The organism is Corallococcus terminator (assembly GCF_003611635.1).
Lineage (GTDB): Bacteria > Myxococcota > Myxococcia > Myxococcales > Myxococcaceae > Corallococcus > Corallococcus terminator.
The window spans coordinates 1-16,716 of the sequence record NZ_RAVZ01000220.1 but is presented as its reverse complement, the minus strand read 5'-3'; the positions used below and the strand labels follow the sequence as shown (position 1 = coordinate 16,716).

The following is a 16,716-nucleotide window of genomic DNA, read 5'->3' as shown; positions in this document are numbered from 1 at the left end:
CTGCTGCCAGAGGCCGAGCGCCAGCGCGTCCTCCAAGCCTGGAACGACGCCACCGTCGACTTCCCCCGCGACGTCTGCGTCCACGAACGCTTCGCCCGGCAAGCCTCCCTCACCCCCGACGCTCCCGCCGTCACCTACGGCCCCGTCACCCTCTCCTATCGCCAGCTCGACGAGCGTTCCAACCAGCTCGCCTGGCACCTGCGCTCCCTTGGCGTGGGCCCCGAAGTCCTCGTCGGCCTCTGCGTCGAGCGCTCCCCGGACCTCATCGTCGGCATGCTCGCGGTCCTCAAGGCCGGTGGGGCCTACTTGCCCCTCGATGCGTCCCACCCCGCCGAGCGCCTGGCCTTCATGCTCCAGGATGCTCGCGTCAGCGTCCTGCTCGTCCACGAGCACAAGCGCCAGCAACTGCCTGCCTTCTCCGGCGCCACCGTCTGCATCGATACGGAAGCGGATGCACTGGGCCGCCTCTCCACCGCGCCCCTTCCGCGCACCTCTGGACCGGAGAATCTCGCCTACGTCATCTTCACCTCCGGCTCCACAGGCAGACCGAAGGGCAGCGCCATCCTTCATCGCGGCATCCTCGCCCTCGCCTTCGACCCGCTGCTGCATCCCTTCGACGCTTCGGACCGCGTCGCCCAGGCCTCCAACGCCTCCTTCGACCCCAGCACCTTCGAGATCTGGGGCGCACTGCTTCACGGCGCGCACCTCGTCGGCATCACCGCCAACCCCGCCCATTCGCCCCAAGAGTTCGCCGCGCAGGTGCGTGACACCCGCGTCTCCGTGATGTTCGTCACCACGGCCGTGCTGCACCTGCTCGCGCGTCAGGTCCCCGGGGCCTTCACAGGCTTGAAGACCCTCGTCTTCGGCGGTGAAGCCGCGGATCCGCTCGCCCTGCGCGAAGTCCTTCAGCACGGACCGCCCCAGCGCCTCGTCAACGGCTACGGCCCCACCGAGTGCACCGTCTTCTCTTCCTTCCACCTCGTGGATGCCCCCCCGGCCCTCGGCTTCCCGGTGCCCATTGGCGGCCCGCTCACGAACGGTCCGCTCTACCTGCTCGACGGCCGTCTCCAGCCCGTCCCCATCGGGGTCCCGGGAGAGCTGTACGTCTCCGGTGAGCGCCTGGGGCGCGGCTACTTCAACCGTCCTGAACTCACCGCTCGCATCTACCTGCCCAACCCCTTCTCCTCCGTCCCCGGCGCTCGCCTCTACAAGACGGGAGACCTCGCTCGCTTCCTCCCCGACGGTCGCATCGAGTACCTCGGTCGCGCCGACCACCAGGTGAAGGTCCGCGGCTACCGCGTCGAGCTGGGCGAAATCGAAGAGGCCCTCCGCCTCCACCCCGCCATCAAGGACGCCTCCGTCATCGCCCGTGAGGCTGGCGGCGACCGTCGCCTCGCCGCCTATCTCGTTCCCCACGACGCGATCCCCGATGTCTCCGAGCTGCGCGCCTGGCTTCGCGAGCGCCTTCCCGAACACATGGTGCCCGCCTCCTTCACCCCGCTCGCCGCGCTCCCCCTCACCGTCAACGGCAAGGTCGACCGCCGCGCGCTTCCCAATCCTGAACCAGCTCGCGGCGACGCCCTCTCCTACGTCCCGCCTCAGACGCCCACAGAAGTCGCCCTCTGCCGCCTCTGGGCCTCACTGCTCGACGTGGAACGGGTCGGCCTTCACGACAACTTCTTCCACCTTGGCGGCCATTCCCTCCTCGCCACACAGCTCGTCTCGCGGATCCGCGCGGAGCTGGGCGCGGAGCTCGCGCTTCGTGTCCTCTTCACCGGCCCCACGGTCGCGGAGATGGCGCAGCACCTGGGCACGCTCGTCCCGGACGACGGTCCTCGCGCGGTGCCTCCACTGGTTCGCGCGCCTCGGGACGGGGCGCTCCCGCTGTCGTACTCGCAGGAGCGGCTGTACCGCTTCTTCCTGCGGGCTCCCACGTCGAGCGCCTACAACATCCCCATCGGCTTCCGGATCCGGGGGCCCGTGCGGGTCGAGGCACTTCGTGGCGCCTTGCAGGCCCTGCTCGAACGACACGAGTCCATGCGGGTCAAGTTCTCCGAAGAGGACGGGCAGCTCGTGCAGCGGGTCACTCCGGCCGGTGAGTTCCCGTGGCGGTTCGAGGACCTGCGCGGACAGCCCGACGCGGAAGCGGCGGCATGGCGGCACATCCTCGCGGATGCGGCGACGCCGTTCGACCTCACGAAGGACCCGCTGGTGCGCGCCTCGCTCCTTTGCGTGAAGGACGACGAGCACCTGCTCATGATTTGCGTGCACCACATCTCCGCGGACGGCTGGTCCATGGGGGTCATCGCTCGGGAGCTGGGGGCGCTGTACTCGGCGCGGGTGCAGGGGCGTGCGTCCGACCTGGCGCCGCTCGTCGTGCAGTACCCCGACTACGCGGCATGGCAGCGGACGTGGCTCACCGGGACGGAGCTGTCGCGACGCCTTTCGTACTGGCAGCAGTCGCTCGCGGGCGCGCCCACGGAGCTTCAGCTTCCCACCGACCGTCCCCGGCCTCCGGTGCGCACCTTCAACGGCACCCACCGCGAGGTCCACCTGGGCCGCGACCGCAGCGACGCGCTCCATGCCCTGTGCCGGCGAGAGAACGTCACCCCGTTCATGGCCATGCTGTCCGCGTTCGGCGTCGTGCTCGCGCGCCGCTCCGGCCAGGAGGAGGTCGTCATCGGGTCGCCCATCGCGAACCGGCTCCTCCCGGAGCTGGAGCCGCTCATCGGCATGTTCGTCAACGGCCTGTGCCTGCGCGTGAACCTGCGTGGCAGCCCCGGGTTCCGCACGCTGCTCCAGCGAGTGCGCGAGGAGACGCTGGGCGCCTACGCGCACCAGGAAGTGCCCGTGGATCAGATCGTGGTTTCACTCGGCGTCGAACTGCCCGTGAACCGCTCCCCGGTGTTCCAGGTGATGTTCGTCCTGCAGAACGCCCCGGAGGCACCGTTCGAACTGCCGGGCCTGACGGTGACGCCCGTGGAGGTCAACCGGGGCTCCGTCACCTACGAGCTGGCGCTGTCCTTCACCGAGATGGCCGGCGGCTTCTCCGGCGTCCTGGAGTTCAACACCGACCTGTTCGACACCCGCACCGCTGAGGGCATCCGCGCGGACTTCCTGCGCGTGCTCGACGCGGTGCTCGCGAACCCGGACCTGCCGGTGGGGCTCGACGCTCAGGTGTCCTGACCCATCTCGACCATGACTTCGTTTCCCGGACTTGAAGGAAAGGCAGTGGTCATGCGTTTCCGCGCTTGCATCGCACTCCTCCTTTTTCTTTCAGCCTGCGCCACGTCGAAGCCGCTCCCCATCGAACAGGGAACCCGAAGCCTGAGGATCTCCAACCTCCAGCGAGCAGCGAAGCTGCCCTGGACTGACGGTGGACGTTGCGTCCTCCAAGAGGCTGCCCAGCCTTGGGCCGTGATGGTGGAGCGCTGCTTTCAGGCCGTCGACCATGACCGGGTCCGATTTCACGACCCAACGGGAAGATGCACGGTCGCTTCGGCGAACGCGGCTGCCATGGGACTCGGCGTCTGCGTCCTGATCGCACCTGAGATTGTCGTGGGAGCCATCGTCATCCTTGGCGTGGTGGTGGTCGCTGCCGCCATCAAGGAGGAACTGGATGCGTATGAGCTACGCCGGCTCTATCCCGAGGAGGCAGCGACCGCACGAGGAACGAAGGAAGTCCCCCTGGAAGCTGTATCGAAACGGAATCCCAAGCTGAAGCCGGAGCCATCCGGCCAGGACTGGCGCCCCCCGATGCCACCGGCCCCCCTTGACCGGGCGCGCCACTCCCGATGCGAGCCCATTCCGGTGCCACACCGAGGCGGAGACGACGCGCACGACGCGTGCGCCGATAGGGTTCCCCCCAACCGCTACCACGGGATGGATGTGCTCGTTGACGGCAAGCACTTCGACGCGCTGCAAGTCGGGGTGCGCGTCCTGTGGGAGATCAAGACCGACCAGTTTGACACCTACAGTGACTTCCTGCAGGAGCAGGTGGTCAAGGATCAGGTGGCCGAGATGCTGGAAGAACGCAGGATCGCGCGGGCATGTGGATATGGCTTCGTCGTCGGGGTCAGCACCCACGCGCACAAGGAAGCGCTGATCGACCTGGAACCCTCGCTTGCCCCCAATATCGTCGTTACGGGATGCGAACGATGACGATGCAAGGCCGCCTCCTGATTTCTGTCTACGCGCCAGCGCTTGAGGGCGATGATGGCCGCGCACTTGCTGCCGTCCGCGAAATGGAAAGGGCTCTGCCCGGCTTGCGCCTGGAGTGGGAGGTATCCAAGCAAGGGCGGCCCATCGCGTTGCACCAGCGTGATGCATGGGTTGCTGAGGCAGCAAGGCGCGGAGAGTTTCCGCTCCTATGCAATGGCGATGAGAGCAACCCGGTCACGATCACGGGGTTGCGAAGACCCGCGAGTTTGATTCCAGGGGGCCAGCCCCAGCTTCAGGTCCATGCGAAGCTGCCACTCGACGCGCTCACCCTCATGGCGGCATCGAATGTGCTGGAGGGTGTTGCGAAAGGAACTCAAGCGTTCTGGGGGCATGCGTCGCCAAAGGGCTTCGGCTCGGAGGTCGCGCAGCAGATGCGCAGCGCACCTCATGGACCGGAGTACTCACCACGCGGGCTTCCCATGCTCACGCCCCCAGATGAAATCCGCTCGCCTGAGATTCCGCATTACCTCGGGTGGTTGAACTACTGGTCGGCGGCTACCGCACGGACCCTCGGATTCCCGGACGCGGCCCGCGATGCCGAGCTGATGTCACGGGCGCGGCGCACGGCGACAGGCGGCTGGGTTGTCCAGCTCACGGACACCCCTCTCGATTTCAACACCCCTGCGCACCTCGCGGCGCTCCTGCGCGCCTATGAGCGCTTCCCGGGAATCGGCGGGCGCTCGGTGCGCTGACCTCACGACGCGCAGCGAGAGGCCCGTCGAAAGTCGCGAGATGTCGTTTGGAACGTGCCGCCCTCGCCGCGAGGGGCGCACCGTTTCGAAGCCAGGTGCAGGACCCGCGATCACGGACATCCTTCATTTGTGCAGGGACGCCACGGCCACATCCGCCGCGACCACCTGCACGGCCCGGGGCCGCTCCGCGAGGCGCAGCAGGCGGAACAAATCCCGCGACAGTTGCTCCACGGAGCGCCGCTCATCCGAGACCGTGAGGACCACGTCGTAGTCGTCCCCCTCCGCGCCCTTGATGACCTGCGTGCGCGCCGTGAGCACCCCGGGGAGCATCATGGCCAGACGTCGCACGGAGGCCATGCTGATCTTCTCGCTGCCTCGCACCAGGAAGTCGGAGACGCGCCCCTGGAAGTACAGGTAGCCCTCCGCGTCGATGTCGAACACGTCCCCCGTGGCCAACAGCCGGGGGCCTCGCAGCGCATGCTGCTTCTCCCCTTCCACGATGCCGATGCGGCGCTTCATCACCGTGTCCGAGGAGACGAACAGCTCCCGTTGTCCATCCGGCCCACGCGGCACGAGCGTCACCTCCGTGCCCGGCAAGGGCAGCCCCACGGACGCGAAGCGGCGCTCCGGCTCCGCATGCGCGGCGAGCGTCGCCACGCGCGGTCCTGCCTCGGACAAACCATAGGTCAGATACAGCTCCCCACCCGGTCGCGCGTGCAGCATCCGCTTCACATGCTCGGGCGCGAGCACGTCACCACCCACCCCCAGACACCGCAGACCGTCCGGGAACGCCTCCCCGTGTTGCAGCAACCCGCGCACCAGCAGCGGCGTCAGCGCGGACACGGTGATGCCCTGCTCCGCCAGGAGGCGCAGGTACGCCGCGGGCTGGAACGGCGGTCCACTGATGACCAACTCCAGCCCTCGCCGCAGCGCGGAGAACGCCTGCGCGACCATCGAATACGAATAATACAGCGGCAGGTTCACCAGGGCCGTGTCCCCCGCGCGCAGCCCCACCGCGTCCGCGTGCCGGTCCGCGTTGCGAAAGAGCGCTGCCAGGTCGAACACACAGCCGCTCGCGAATCCGGACGTCCCGGACGTGAGCAGCACTATCTCCCCTGCCTCAGCCCCTGGCGGAGTGGTGTCTGGAAACAGGGCCACCTCCGCCCCACCCAATGCGAAGCGCTCCACCCCTTCCGCATGCGGCGCGGGTGCACGCATCGCCACCAGCGCACGCGCCGGCAACGCATCCACCAACGACTGCTGCCGGCCCGCGGGCGACGCGGGCGACACCAACGCGGGGACACCCCGGGCCGCGAGCACCGCGAAGACCTGGGCCAGCAGGCCCACGCCATTGGGCAGCGCGAGCAGCACGACATCCCCAGGCCTGAGACCTCGGGCCATCCATCCGGCCGCCAGTGACGACACGGAGCGGTCGGCGGTCGGGTGCGCTTCGGTGAGGTCGCGGATGCGGTCCAGGAACGCCTGGACGGTGGCCAGCGGTACGCCCGCGAGTTCCTGGAGAGGTGAGGCCATGTTCACTCCGCTCGGAATTGAAGGGACCGCGCAATGACATCCACGCTGACACCCGGTCCGGTTCCCCGCGACAGGACGAGGCAGCCCGCGCCCGGTGGCCGGCCTTCCACCGCCAGCACGGAACCGATGAGGGCCCAGTCCACGACCCCACGCTGGAGCCACGCCACGGACATCGCCAGCGCGACCTCCGCGCCCGTCGCCACGGGCATCGTCAGCGCCAGCGTCGGACCTCGCAGCCCATGGACGATGCAGGACAGGCCCGTGGGGGCGCTCGGGGTCGCGGCGGGAAAGCGCAGCGGGGACGCAAAGCCTCGCACGGCATCGCTCGCCACCTGGGCCCACGTCTCACGAGGCCCCACCGCGCCCACCTGGATGAGCGAACACCGGTCCGCCGCGCGCGTGAAGTCCTCGCCCAGTGAACCCGTCGCCTCGCCCACGGCCATGACCAGCGCCCAGGACAGCGGGTCCGCGTAGCGCACGGACGGCTTCCATTTGACGAGGTGCGGATTCGGCGCGTCCGCGAACACCACCGCGCTGCCGCGCAGGGCCACCGAAGACAGGGACGTCATCGCGCCACCTCGAAGACGAGCGATGTGTCGAAGCCACCGAAGCCCAGCGTCACGCTCAAGCCCTTCCGGGCCGCATGCCGGGTCGGTGCCCCCACGGACAGCGGGCACGGAAACTCCGGGTCCGGCTGCTCCAGTCCGACGATGGGCGGAACGATGCCCTCCCGAAGCCCCAGGATGGTCGCGATGGCCTCCATCGCCCCGGTGGCCCCCAGCGTGTGACCGAAGGCCCCCTTCGTCGCGAACACGAGCGGTCCCCCCTCGGCGCCAAACACGCTCCGGAACGCCGCGGCCTCCGCCCGGTCGTTCACCGGGGTCGCGGAGCCATGACCATTGACCAGTCCAATGTCCGACGCCGCGAGGCCCGCATCCACCAGCGAGCGCTCCATCGCCAACCGAGCACCCGCCGCCGCGGGATCCGGCGACGTCATGCTCGCCGCGTCGTTGGCCGAACCCACACCGCGCAATCGCGCCAGGATGCGCGCCGACCGCTGCTCCGCATGCGCCGCCGACTCCAGCACGAGGAACGCCGCGCCCTCTCCCAACATCATGCCGTCATGCCGCGTGTCATAGGCCCGCGCACGCGACGGAGACAGCGTGGACAGCGCGGAGTGCGCCAATCGCTTGCTCGGCGTCAGGATGTCCACCCCACCGCAAACGCAGACATCCGCGAGCCCCGCGCGAATGCACTCCGCACCCACCACGAGCGCATCCGAACCCGACGAGCACGCCGTGGACAGCACCACGGGCGGCGCCTTCGCCCCCAACGCTCCCACCACCGCGTCCGCCCACTGGTGCAGCGGCGCGTTCCGTTCGCCCTCGTCGTCCAGGTACGCCCCCAGACTGGTCCCCAGCACGAACAGGGTGCGCACCCCGTCACCCGCCAGGCCCGCGTGTTCCAGGGCCTCACGCAGCGTCTCGACCGCGAGCCCACGCAACCGCTCCGCCGGCCCGCTCGGACGTCCCGCCACCACGGCCGCCTGCGTGTTGCGCAGCCGGTGCGGGGACGGAACCTCCACGAAGCCGTGCTCGCCCGCGAGCAGCCGGCGCCACACGGCGTCCAGCCCGCTGCCGAGCGGCGTCGTCCACGCGGCGCCTGTGACGACGACGGGTGCTACCACAGCGGCGAGCCCAGGTCGGCGACCCGGGAGCGAACGAGACTCGCGCGGAACGCCGCCACGCGAGTCGTCCCCACCATGGCCTTGCCCGTGAAGTGGAACAGCCCTCCCGCCAGCCGGTTCTGCTGCACGTGCAGGAGCACCTGGTCTCCCGGCACCACCACCTTCAGGAAGCGCGCCTCCACCGAACCGATGAGCGTCAGCTCGTCCTCGGCCAGCATCGACGTGCTCATCTGGTAGAGGATGATGCCCGCCTGCGCGAAGGACTGGATGAGGTGGCTGCCCGGGAAGATGGCCCGCTCCGGGAAGTGGCCGGCGATGCTGTCCATGTTCCCGGAGATGCAGATGAGCGCGTCCAGGAACTTCCCCGGCTCATGGTCCACGATGCGGTCCAGGTAGATCATCGGGTGGCGGTGCCGCAGCCACTGCTTCAGCGCCGTGAAGCCCAACGGCTTCGGCGTGCGCTCCACGGTGTTCACTGCGCCTGCTTGAGCGCGCTGCTGAGGGACGGCGGTAGACATGCGGGCACTCCGTTCTCGCGGGTGACGACGGCGAAATCCAGACTTCCAAAGGCAAGCAGCAACGGCTCCGGGCCCTCGCGGTACAGCTTCACGCCCAGCTTAAGGCTGGCGGGCCCGACGTGGTCCACCGTGGGCACCATCAACAACCAGTCCTGGAAGCGTGCCGCCGCGCGGTAGCTGACGCGCAGCTCCCGCACGCGCAAATCCAGGCCCTGCGCGGACAGCACCTCCAGCCCCGCCCCCCGTCGCTCCAATTCCTCCAACCCCGCCGTCTCCAGCAGCGACGCGTAGCGGGAGAAATGCACGACGCCGGAAGCGTCCGTGTCCACGTGCTCCACCCTCCGGCGCAGCGAGGGCGGAACCTCCGGCAGCGGCACCGCGGCCTCCGTCACGACCCGGACTCCACGAACGTCCGCACACCTCGCTGGAGGCGCGCGACCATCTCCTGGAGGTCCGCCTCCCCCGCGATGAGCGGCGGGGCGATGCGCATCGCCGGGAACAGGTAGCGCAAGCCCCGAGAGCGCCGTCCCGCGCCCGCCATGAACTCCACGAAGATGCCCGCGTCGAGCAGCCGTGTCCGCAGCCGACCCAGGTTCCCCGACGCCTTCTCCGTCAGCTCCAGGCCATTCATGTAGCCCAGGCCGCGGACGTCCTGGAACACCTCCGGGAACGCCTGCGCCACGTCCTTGCGCAGCCGCTCGCGCAGCATCTCGCCCAGTGGCCCCGTGCGCTCCACGAGTCCCTCGCCGGACAGGTACTGGATCCCCGAACGCATCACCGCGCTCGTCAGGGGCCGCAGGTCGGACGTGGACACCGCGCCGCTGGAGCGCACCGACAGCTCGCGCCGGGCAATCACCATGGACGTGGAGACCACCCCCATGCCCAGGCTCTTGCCAATGACGGTGATGTCCGTGGGGATGGGCCCCTCCGCGTCCGTCATGCCGAAGAAGCGGCCCGTCTTCGCGAACGTGAGCACTTCGTCCGCCACCAGCAGCACCTCATGCTCGCGACACAGCGTGGCCAGCCTTCGCAGGTAGCCCGCGGGCGGCACCAGGATGCCGGCGTCCCCCTGGATGGGCTCCACGAACACCCCAGCCAGCTTCCGCCCGTGCTCCGCGAAGAAGGCTTCCAGATGCGCCAGCTCCCCGAACGGCAGGAACTGCACGTCGAGCGTCTCCGCCGCCGGAAGCGGCATCCCCAGCCGGTAGTGCCGGCGGTTGAGCAGACTCACCAGGCCCTGCGTCCACCCGTGCCACGCACCTTCGAAGGCGAGAATGGTCCGCCGCTCCGAGCGCTCGGGCTTCGGCGCCATCCGCCGCCGGTCGAAGTTCGACTCCAACACCAGACGCAGCGCCAGCTCCAGGCCCTCGGAGCCGGAGTTACGGCCGCTCGCGTGGTACGCGTCCCCCGGGAAGCGGTCCGCCCAGAGCCCCTTCGCGCCGAACAGCTCCTCCAGGAGCAGCGTGCGCTCCAGCGACCCCAGCTCGTCGGTGACGTAGCCCGTGCGCTCCAGGCCGTCGCGCAGCGCTTCCTGCATGCGCGGATGGCCAGCGCCCAGACACGCGCTCGCGTAGCCACCACTGGCGTCCAGGACCTCGACGACGCGGCCCGCGTCAGGGCCCTCCAGCGCCGTCATGTGCTGCACGAGCCCCTTCGCCTTCAGACAGACATACGGCAGGCGTCCGCCGCCGTAGTGGTCCATCTGCAACGCCATGCCGGCGCGCAGGCGGGCGACGTCGTCCGCCCCCAGCTTCTCCCCCGCGGCGGGCACCTTCACTTGGCGCCCCCCTGTTGCTGGGCCTTGAGCTTCACGATGAGCGCCGACAACAGGTTGAGCGTGCGGAAGTTCTCCGTGTCGAAATCCTGGTCGGAGATGCTCACGCCGAACTGATCCTCACAGATGACCCGCAGCTCCAGGAAGCCCACGGAGTCCAGGCCGACGACGGACTGCAACCCGTCGTCTCCGCCAATCTGCTCCTCGGGAATCTCCACGAAGAGGTTGTTCGTCAGGATCTTCTTGAGGCTTCTGGAGATGTCGTCCTGCATGGGGAACTCCTCGCTTAGGGGGTCGTTGCTTCAGTTGGAATGCTCAGGGTGCCCACGGTGCCCTTCGTCACGCGCAGCAGCTCCGCGGGCGTCAGGCGCAACAACAGCTCCGGCCGCCCGCCGCCGCCGTAGCCTTCCGGGTACTCCAGGACGGCCGCGTCCACGAACACGCGCAAGGCATGCGGATGGCCCAGGGGTGGCGTGCCTCCGGGCGGATAGCCCGTCGCCTCCAGCGCCCGCTCACGGCTCGCGAACGCGACCTTGCGACAGCCCGCCACCCGCGCCACCGCCTTGAAATCCACGCGCCGGTCTCCGGGCAGCACGACGACCAGCACCTCGTCCGTGTCCGTGGTGAACACCAGCGATTTGAAGATGCCACCCACGGCGATGCCCAGCTCCTGCGCGGCGGCCGCCGCCGTCGTCATCGGCGTCGCCAGGGTCAGCAATCGCGCGTTCACCTGCTCGCGCTTCAGGAACTCGCCCAGGTCCGTCACGGCGCCACCGTCAGGACGATCTTCCCGATGTTGCGATTGGCCTCCATCTCCGCGTGGGCCTCCACCACCGCCTCCAGCGGCCAGCTTCCGTGGATGACGGGCGGCAGCCCGCCTCGCGCCAGCACCTCCATCCACCGCTGCCGGAAGCGCGCGTTGACCTGCCGCTTCTCCACCATGGGCCGCAGCCGCAGCGACGAGCCCTTGAGCTGCAACCGGCGCTGGACGACGCGCAGCAGGTCCAGCTCCGCCGCCATCCCGTCCAGCAGACCCACCAGCACCAGACAGCCCTCGTGCTTCAGCACGGAGAGGTTGCGCGACAGGTACGCGCCGCCCACGAAGTCCATCACCAGGTCCACGCCCTCGCCGCGCGTGCGCTCCATCACCTCCGCCACGAAGTCCTGGCGCCGGTAGTCGATGGCCACGTCCGCGCCCAGCCGCGTCAGCGCCTCCACCTTCTGGGGCGTGCCCACCGTGCACAGCGCCGTGGCGCCCACGTGCTTCACCATCTGCACCATCGTCGTGCCAATGCCGCTGGCCCCCGCGTGCACCAGCACCGTCTGTCCGGGCTTGAGTCCTCCCAGCTCGAACAGCGTCTCGTTGGCGGTGAGGCACGACTCGGCGGCGGCGGCGGCCTCCACGAAGCCCAGGGCTTCCGGAATGATCAGCGCCATGTCCGCGTCCAGCAGGCAGAACTCGGCGTACCCGCCGCCCTCCACCACGCCGAACACGCGCTGGCCCCGGGTGAAGCCCTTCACGTCCTCGCCCCACGCCTCCACCGTGCCCGCGACCTCCACGCCGGGGATGACGGACTGCCCCTCCGGCACGTGGTAGATGCCGGCGCGCTGGAGCAGGTCCGCGCGGTTGAGCGCGGTGGCGTGTACGCGCACGAGCAGCGCGTTGCCGACCGGCACCGGACGGGGAACGTCGCGGAGCTTCACCACCTCCGGGCCCCCGGAGCCTTCGAAGACGACGGCGCGCATGGCTCTTCAGTACCCAGCCCTTTCCTCGACACCGCGCTCGCGCGTGGGCACGAGGAAGCTGCGCTCGAACGTCAGGAACACTTCGCCCGTGGACTTCAGCCCCCGCGTCTCACAGGTGACGATGCCCTCCCCGTCGCGCTTCGCGGACAGGCGCTTGGCGAGGATGCGGCTCTCCGCGTACAGCGTGTCCCCGGCGAACACCGGGTGCGTGAGCCGGATGCGGTCCCACCCCAGGTTCGCCAGGGCCCGGCCGCTGGTGCTGCGCACGCTCATGCCGCACACCACGCTGAACGTCACCAGGCTGGAGATGAGCGGCCGCTCCCACGGCGTGTGCGCGCAATAGGCCGCGTCCAGGTGCAGCGGGGACGGGTTCAGGCTCAGCGTGTTCATGAGCACGTTGTCCGCCTCCGTCACCGTGCGGCCGGGACGGTGTTCGAAGACATCCCCGACGGTGAAGTCCTCGAACGCGAAGCCCAGCAGCTCCCGGTAGCGCTGCGGTCCCACCTGCTTGTAGCCAGTGCCCTCCATGTCGTGTGTCCTCGCGCTCGGAGTTGGGTTTCAGAAGCCGGAGATGATGTCCTTCGCCGTCGCGCAGAAGCGCGTCAGCTCGTCCGGTTCGATGTCCGCGCGCATCATCAGGCGCACGCCCGCTTCGCCCTTGGCCACCACGGGGAAGAACACCGCCGAGCAGTAGTAGCCCGCCCGGTACAGCTCCTGGGACAGGCGCACCGCCTTCTCCTCCGCGCCCACTTCAATCTTGCGGATGGGCATCCCGTTGCCCGCGTGCTGCGACGGGAACTGGCTGTCGAAGTAGTCGATGTTGCGCGCCAGCTTGTCCTGGAGCGTCTTCAGCTCCGGGCTCTTGTGCAGCGCGATGCTGGCCAGCGACGCGCCGATGTTCGGTACCTGGAGGTTCTGCGACCACGCCAGGGGCCCTGCGTTCCGGTTGAGGAAGTTGAACAGCTTCTCGCTGCCCAGCATGGCCACGCCGCCCGCGCTCCCGAACGCCTTGGCCAGCGACGCGACGATCATCGTCAGCGGGTTCATCTTCAGGCGCGAGCGGACCCAGCCCTCGCCGTTCTTCCCGGTGATGGACAGCGAGTGCGAGTCATCGAAGTACAGGAACAGGCCGTACTTCTCCTGGAGCTGGAGCAGGCCCTCCAGCGCGGTGAGCCCGCCCATGGAGTAGGCGCCGTCCGCCACGTAGGCGACGCGCGGATACTTCTTGCAGACGTCCTCCAGGTAGTTGAGGTCGTTGTGGGGGCTGGTCAGCACCAGGCTCTCGTCCCCGACGATGGGCTTCACGTACGCCATGGAGAAGTGACAGAAGCGGTCGAACACCATGACGCGCGGCTGTCCGTCCTCGGTCAGGTGTCCGGATGCGAGCAGCGGCAGGATGCCCGCGGTCAGCGCGGTACACGACGCGGCCGGCAACGACGGACAGCCGTACAGGTCACGCAGGCCCTCCTCCAGCCGCGCCATCAGGCCCAGGCGGATGCGCAGCGTGGAGAGCGCCAGTCCGATGGTGCCCTCTTCCTGGAGCGCGGTGATGGCGCCCTGGAGGATGGCCGGGTGGTGGTTGAGGCCCAGGTACGAGCACGAGCACAGCACCATGAAGGCGTGCCGGGTCGCCTGGTCGATGAGGTGGTTGTTGGACTCGAAGTCCACCTTGAGGTTGATGAGGCCGTGGTCCTCGGCCTGCTGCCAGCCGGCGTCACCCAGCCCGACGAACTTCTCGTTGTTGCGGTAGCGCCGGGGGCCCAGGACGCTCTCGGGAATGCTCGTTGCCATGCGGACTCCTCCTGCGCGGAATGGTTGGGAAAGACGGGGAATGAGAGGCGGTGGAAATCAGCCCTCGGTGACGCCGAAGTCCTCGAGCGTGCGCTTCGCGGCCTCGATGAAGGGCGTGCCCACCATGGCGCCGTCGACGACGCAGATGTTCGCGTCGCGGGCCTGACTCTCCGCGACGATCTTCCGCGCCTTCTGCAGGGTGCGCTCGTCCGGGGAGAAGGCCTTGTTGATGATCTCCACCTGATGCGGGTGGATGGCGGCCTTGCCGCTGAAGCCCAGGCTCCGCGCGCGGGCGGACTCCGCGCGCAGCCCCTCCAGGTCCCCCATGTCGAACAGGGGCGTGTCCACCACCTGGAGGTTCGCGGAGCGCGCGGCCGCCACCAGCCGGGAGCGCGCGTACAGCAGGGGCTCCCAGGCAAGCGCCGCGCCGATGCTGAAGGAGAAGTCCGCCGAGCCGAACACCAGCGCCTTGAGACGGGGCGTCGCGAACACGATGGTGTTGAGGTTCTCCACGCCACGCGGCGTCTCCACCAGCGCCAGCAGGTCCACGTGCGCGCACTCGGAGCCCAGCGCCTGTTCGACGATCTCCAGGTCGCGCGGCGATTCCACCTTGGGAATCAAGATCGCGTCGGGCTTCACCGCGTACTCACGCAGGGCCAGCAGGTCGCGCAAGCCCTCAGGGCGCGTCACGGAGTTGATGCGCACCGCGCGGCGGCTCTCCCCCACACGGGGCGTCAGGAAGAAGGCCTCCGCGTGCTGGCGGGCCGCGTCCTTGTGGGCCGCCGCCACGGAGTCCTCCAGGTCCACCAGGCTGATATCGGCACCGGATTGCTGCCCTCGCTCGAAGCGATCCACGGAGAGCCCTGGAGTGAACAGGATGGAGCGGCAATAGCGGGTGAAGCGCATGACGGCCTCCAGTCAGTGAATGACTGGGTACGCGTCTATTCCTAGCACGTCAAGATTCAACCCAACCGCTCACGAACATGACGTGACGAATGGATGAAACGTATTGGTATGTCTTTGAATGTGGAGCGATGTTGTGCGACGGGAAATAACAACACCCAGCGCGTGGGTATCTCAAGACCTACCTGGTGCGTTACACGCGTCGCGTCAGTGTCGACATGCGACAGGGCGAACCGCGATGCCGCAATATCGCAGCACCGCGGGAACGGGCCGCCGTGTCAGGTGCGCGCGAGTACGGGAAAGCCGTGGGGTTCGCGTGACAGGGACAGTCCGCGCACGAACAGGAAGGCTTCCAGGTCCTCGCCGGCCTCCGCCGCCTCCGGCCACCAGCGCTCCGGAGTGAAGCCGAAATGGACGGTGCGGATGGGGCGATCGATCAGCCGAGGCACCCAGGCGCGCAGGTCGAAGGGCTCCCGGGCGAAGATGTCATCGATGTACAGCGTGTCGCCCTCCACGCCGGCGGAGATCCACGCGTCGTCCCCCAGGCGCGACAAGGGCCGCGCGAACCCATTGGCCATATGCCAGCTCGCGGCGGTCGAGTACCCGCGTGCGCCGAAGCGCTCCGTCACCGGAATCCCCTCGTTGGAGAGCGCGGACAGGCCCGCGCGCACCGCCGCGTCCTCCAGGTCGAGCCGGGGCGCGAGAGGGCCTTCGGGCCAGGCCTCATACGCAGCGGCGAACAGCGTCTGCTTGCAGGGTTGGAAGCCGAAGCGCGGGTAGTACTGGAGCACCCTGGGATTGGCGAACAGCAACATCGGCGCATCGCCGCATGCATCCAGCGCGGCGTCCATCACCACCCGGGACAGTCCCCGTCCGCGATGTGACGGCACACACCCCACGGCGCCGAGCTGCCAGGCCTCCACCTCGCGCCCCTCCACGAGCAGCCGCATCCGCATCACCGCGGTATTGGCCACCACGCGGCCTTCCTCCAGCACCGCGTAGGCCCGGTAGTCGTCGGTCCACTCCCCCCACTGACACCAACGCCTGAAGTCGGCACGGCCGAACACCTGGGGGATGAAGTCGCAAAAGGCAGCCTGCAAACCCATATCGCCGGCGCCGATTTCGGTGACCTGGGGGGTCGCGTTCATTTCCATCCGGGGATCATCGCACGCGCTCCCCTCGCGCGGCCATCGTCCCCCAACTCCAGACATGCACGCATCGTCCGGAGGCGGAAGAGGCTATCGCGGGGCCTGGCCCGCGTCTTCCGCCCAATGGCACAACCCCAGCCCCCACACGAACATGAACGACAGGTGCACGCTCGGGTGGAATGGCAGGTAGTGCACCAGGGCCAGGACGTGGAAACCGACGAATGACAGCAGCGCGCCCGTCGCCGCGATGGAACCCTGACGGTGCCTTCGCACCAGGGCCCGCGCCAACAGGCCGTGCATCGCTGCCAGCAACAGAAGGCCGACAAGCCCCGTCTCCGCCCAGGCCGTCAGCCAGATGTTGTGGGAGTCCGTGGCCAGCAGGTCCGTGATGCCCGTCTGGGCCTGCGTCGCCAGCGCCGCGGGTTTGTGATTGCCGAAGCCCACGCCCACCCACGGGTGCTCCTGCACCAGACGCCAGCCCACCGACATCGCCAGCGAGCGCTCCCCGCTGCCGAAGAGGTTGTCCACCGCCTTGCCAAACCGCTCCCGCCACGCGGGCGTCAGCAGCACCAGCACGACCAGCGCCACCGCCACCCCGAGTCCCGCCTTCCGGGCCGTCCCACGCAGCAGGAGCAACAGCGCCAGCACGCACACGCCCAGCGCCGCCCCCAGCGCAGCCCTCGCGAACGCGCCGTAGATGGAC

The 16,716-nt window shown here is 68.9% G+C and carries 17 protein-coding genes; 3 read left to right on the top strand and 14 right to left on the bottom strand.

What is annotated here, in order from left to right:
- The 3 genes from D7V88_RS27080 to D7V88_RS27070 form a co-directional block, all read left to right on the top strand.
- On the top strand, positions 1-3,186 hold a 3,186-nt coding region (locus tag D7V88_RS27080; protein WP_120543516.1), incomplete at its 5' end, for a non-ribosomal peptide synthetase.
- A gap of 234 nt (positions 3,187-3,420) precedes the next feature.
- On the top strand, positions 3,421-4,161 hold the full coding sequence (locus D7V88_RS27075; protein ID WP_341870711.1) for a DUF6310 domain-containing protein: 741 nt from the start codon (positions 3,421-3,423) through the stop codon (positions 4,159-4,161).
- On the top strand, positions 4,158-4,913 hold the full coding sequence (locus D7V88_RS27070; protein ID WP_120543518.1) for a DUF5953 family protein: 756 nt from the start codon (positions 4,158-4,160) through the stop codon (positions 4,911-4,913). Before D7V88_RS27075 ends, D7V88_RS27070 begins: the two co-directional genes overlap by 4 nt.
- A gap of 123 nt (positions 4,914-5,036) precedes the next feature.
- Here the strand turns inward: D7V88_RS27070 and amcH are convergent, their stop codons facing one another.
- The 14 genes from amcH to D7V88_RS27000 all read right to left on the bottom strand — a co-directional run.
- A complete protein-coding gene (amcH, locus tag D7V88_RS27065) occupies positions 5,037-6,446 on the bottom strand; it encodes an adenylate-forming 2-oxoglutaryl-ACP ligase AmcH (protein ID WP_120543515.1) in 1,410 nt (469 codons plus the stop codon).
- A gap of 2 nt (positions 6,447-6,448) precedes the next feature.
- Positions 6,449-7,015 (bottom strand): cispentacin moiety biosynthesis protein AmcG, encoded by a 567-nt coding sequence (gene amcG, locus D7V88_RS27060; protein WP_120543514.1) that lies wholly within the window; start codon positions 7,013-7,015, stop codon positions 6,449-6,451.
- Positions 7,012-8,133, bottom strand: coding sequence for a cispentacin biosynthesis acyltransferase subunit AmcF (gene amcF, locus D7V88_RS27055; RefSeq protein ID WP_120543513.1), 1,122 nt, complete (start codon positions 8,131-8,133; stop codon positions 7,012-7,014). The genes amcG and amcF overlap by 4 nt, the downstream gene beginning before the upstream one ends.
- A complete protein-coding gene (gene amcE, locus D7V88_RS27050; protein ID WP_120543512.1) occupies positions 8,127-8,651 on the bottom strand; it encodes a cispentacin biosynthesis cyclizing decarboxylase AmcE in 525 nt (174 codons plus the stop codon). The genes amcF and amcE overlap by 7 nt, the downstream gene beginning before the upstream one ends.
- Positions 8,606-9,043 carry an acyl-CoA thioesterase gene (locus D7V88_RS27045; protein ID WP_120543511.1) on the bottom strand — a complete coding sequence of 146 codons (438 nt, stop codon included), beginning with the start codon at positions 9,041-9,043 and terminating at the stop codon, positions 8,606-8,608. Before D7V88_RS27045 ends, amcE begins: the two co-directional genes overlap by 46 nt.
- Positions 9,040-10,428 carry an amipurimycin biosynthesis protein AmcC gene (amcC, locus tag D7V88_RS27040; protein ID WP_120543510.1) on the bottom strand — a complete coding sequence of 463 codons (1,389 nt, stop codon included), beginning with the start codon at positions 10,426-10,428 and terminating at the stop codon, positions 9,040-9,042. Before amcC ends, D7V88_RS27045 begins: the two co-directional genes overlap by 4 nt.
- Positions 10,425-10,697, bottom strand: coding sequence for a cispentacin biosynthesis acyl carrier protein AmcB (gene amcB, locus D7V88_RS27035; RefSeq protein ID WP_120543509.1), 273 nt, complete (start codon positions 10,695-10,697; stop codon positions 10,425-10,427). The genes amcC and amcB overlap by 4 nt, the downstream gene beginning before the upstream one ends.
- A gap of 14 nt (positions 10,698-10,711) precedes the next feature.
- Complete coding sequence (locus tag D7V88_RS27030) at positions 10,712-11,191, bottom strand: aminoacyl-tRNA deacylase (protein WP_244238418.1); 480 nt, start codon at positions 11,189-11,191, stop codon at positions 10,712-10,714.
- A complete protein-coding gene (locus D7V88_RS27025; protein WP_120543508.1) occupies positions 11,188-12,171 on the bottom strand; it encodes an NAD(P)H-quinone oxidoreductase in 984 nt (327 codons plus the stop codon). The genes D7V88_RS27030 and D7V88_RS27025 overlap by 4 nt, the downstream gene beginning before the upstream one ends.
- A gap of 6 nt (positions 12,172-12,177) precedes the next feature.
- Positions 12,178-12,699 (bottom strand): MaoC family dehydratase, encoded by a 522-nt coding sequence (locus D7V88_RS27020; RefSeq protein WP_120534323.1) that lies wholly within the window; start codon positions 12,697-12,699, stop codon positions 12,178-12,180.
- 30 nt (positions 12,700-12,729) lie between these two features.
- Positions 12,730-13,962 carry an aminotransferase class I/II-fold pyridoxal phosphate-dependent enzyme gene (locus D7V88_RS27015; RefSeq protein ID WP_120543507.1) on the bottom strand — a complete coding sequence of 411 codons (1,233 nt, stop codon included), beginning with the start codon at positions 13,960-13,962 and terminating at the stop codon, positions 12,730-12,732.
- Between the two features lie 57 nt (positions 13,963-14,019).
- Entirely contained in the window at positions 14,020-14,868 is an 849-nt protein-coding gene (locus tag D7V88_RS27010; protein WP_120543506.1) for an HpcH/HpaI aldolase/citrate lyase family protein, read from the bottom strand.
- A 275-nt stretch (positions 14,869-15,143) separates the two neighbouring features.
- Entirely contained in the window at positions 15,144-16,013 is an 870-nt protein-coding gene (locus tag D7V88_RS27005; RefSeq protein ID WP_120543505.1) for a GNAT family N-acetyltransferase, read from the bottom strand.
- A gap of 90 nt (positions 16,014-16,103) precedes the next feature.
- Positions 16,104-16,716: O-antigen ligase family protein (locus D7V88_RS27000; protein ID WP_208726480.1), on the bottom strand; the 613-nt coding region annotated here is incomplete at its 5' end.

Coding starts and splice junctions, on each gene's coding strand:
- amcH (WP_120543515.1), bottom strand. CDS start 6,446: ATGGCCTCACCTCTCCAGGAACTCGCGGGCGTACCGCTGGCCACCGTC.
- D7V88_RS27015 (WP_120543507.1), bottom strand. CDS start 13,962: ATGGCAACGAGCATTCCCGAGAGCGTCCTGGGCCCCCGGCGCTACCGC.
- D7V88_RS27005 (WP_120543505.1), bottom strand. CDS start 16,013: ATGAACGCGACCCCCCAGGTCACCGAAATCGGCGCCGGCGATATGGGT.
- D7V88_RS27075 (WP_341870711.1), top strand. CDS start 3,421: ATGGTGGAGCGCTGCTTTCAGGCCGTCGACCATGACCGGGTCCGATTT.
- D7V88_RS27010 (WP_120543506.1), bottom strand. CDS start 14,868: ATGCGCTTCACCCGCTATTGCCGCTCCATCCTGTTCACTCCAGGGCTC.
- amcE (WP_120543512.1), bottom strand. CDS start 8,651: ATGTCTACCGCCGTCCCTCAGCAGCGCGCTCAAGCAGGCGCAGTGAAC.
- D7V88_RS27025 (WP_120543508.1), bottom strand. CDS start 12,171: ATGCGCGCCGTCGTCTTCGAAGGCTCCGGGGGCCCGGAGGTGGTGAAG.
- amcG (WP_120543514.1), bottom strand. CDS start 7,015: ATGACGTCCCTGTCTTCGGTGGCCCTGCGCGGCAGCGCGGTGGTGTTC.
- D7V88_RS27020 (WP_120534323.1), bottom strand. CDS start 12,699: ATGGAGGGCACTGGCTACAAGCAGGTGGGACCGCAGCGCTACCGGGAG.
- amcB (WP_120543509.1), bottom strand. CDS start 10,697: ATGCAGGACGACATCTCCAGAAGCCTCAAGAAGATCCTGACGAACAAC.
- D7V88_RS27070 (WP_120543518.1), top strand. CDS start 4,158: ATGACGATGCAAGGCCGCCTCCTGATTTCTGTCTACGCGCCAGCGCTT.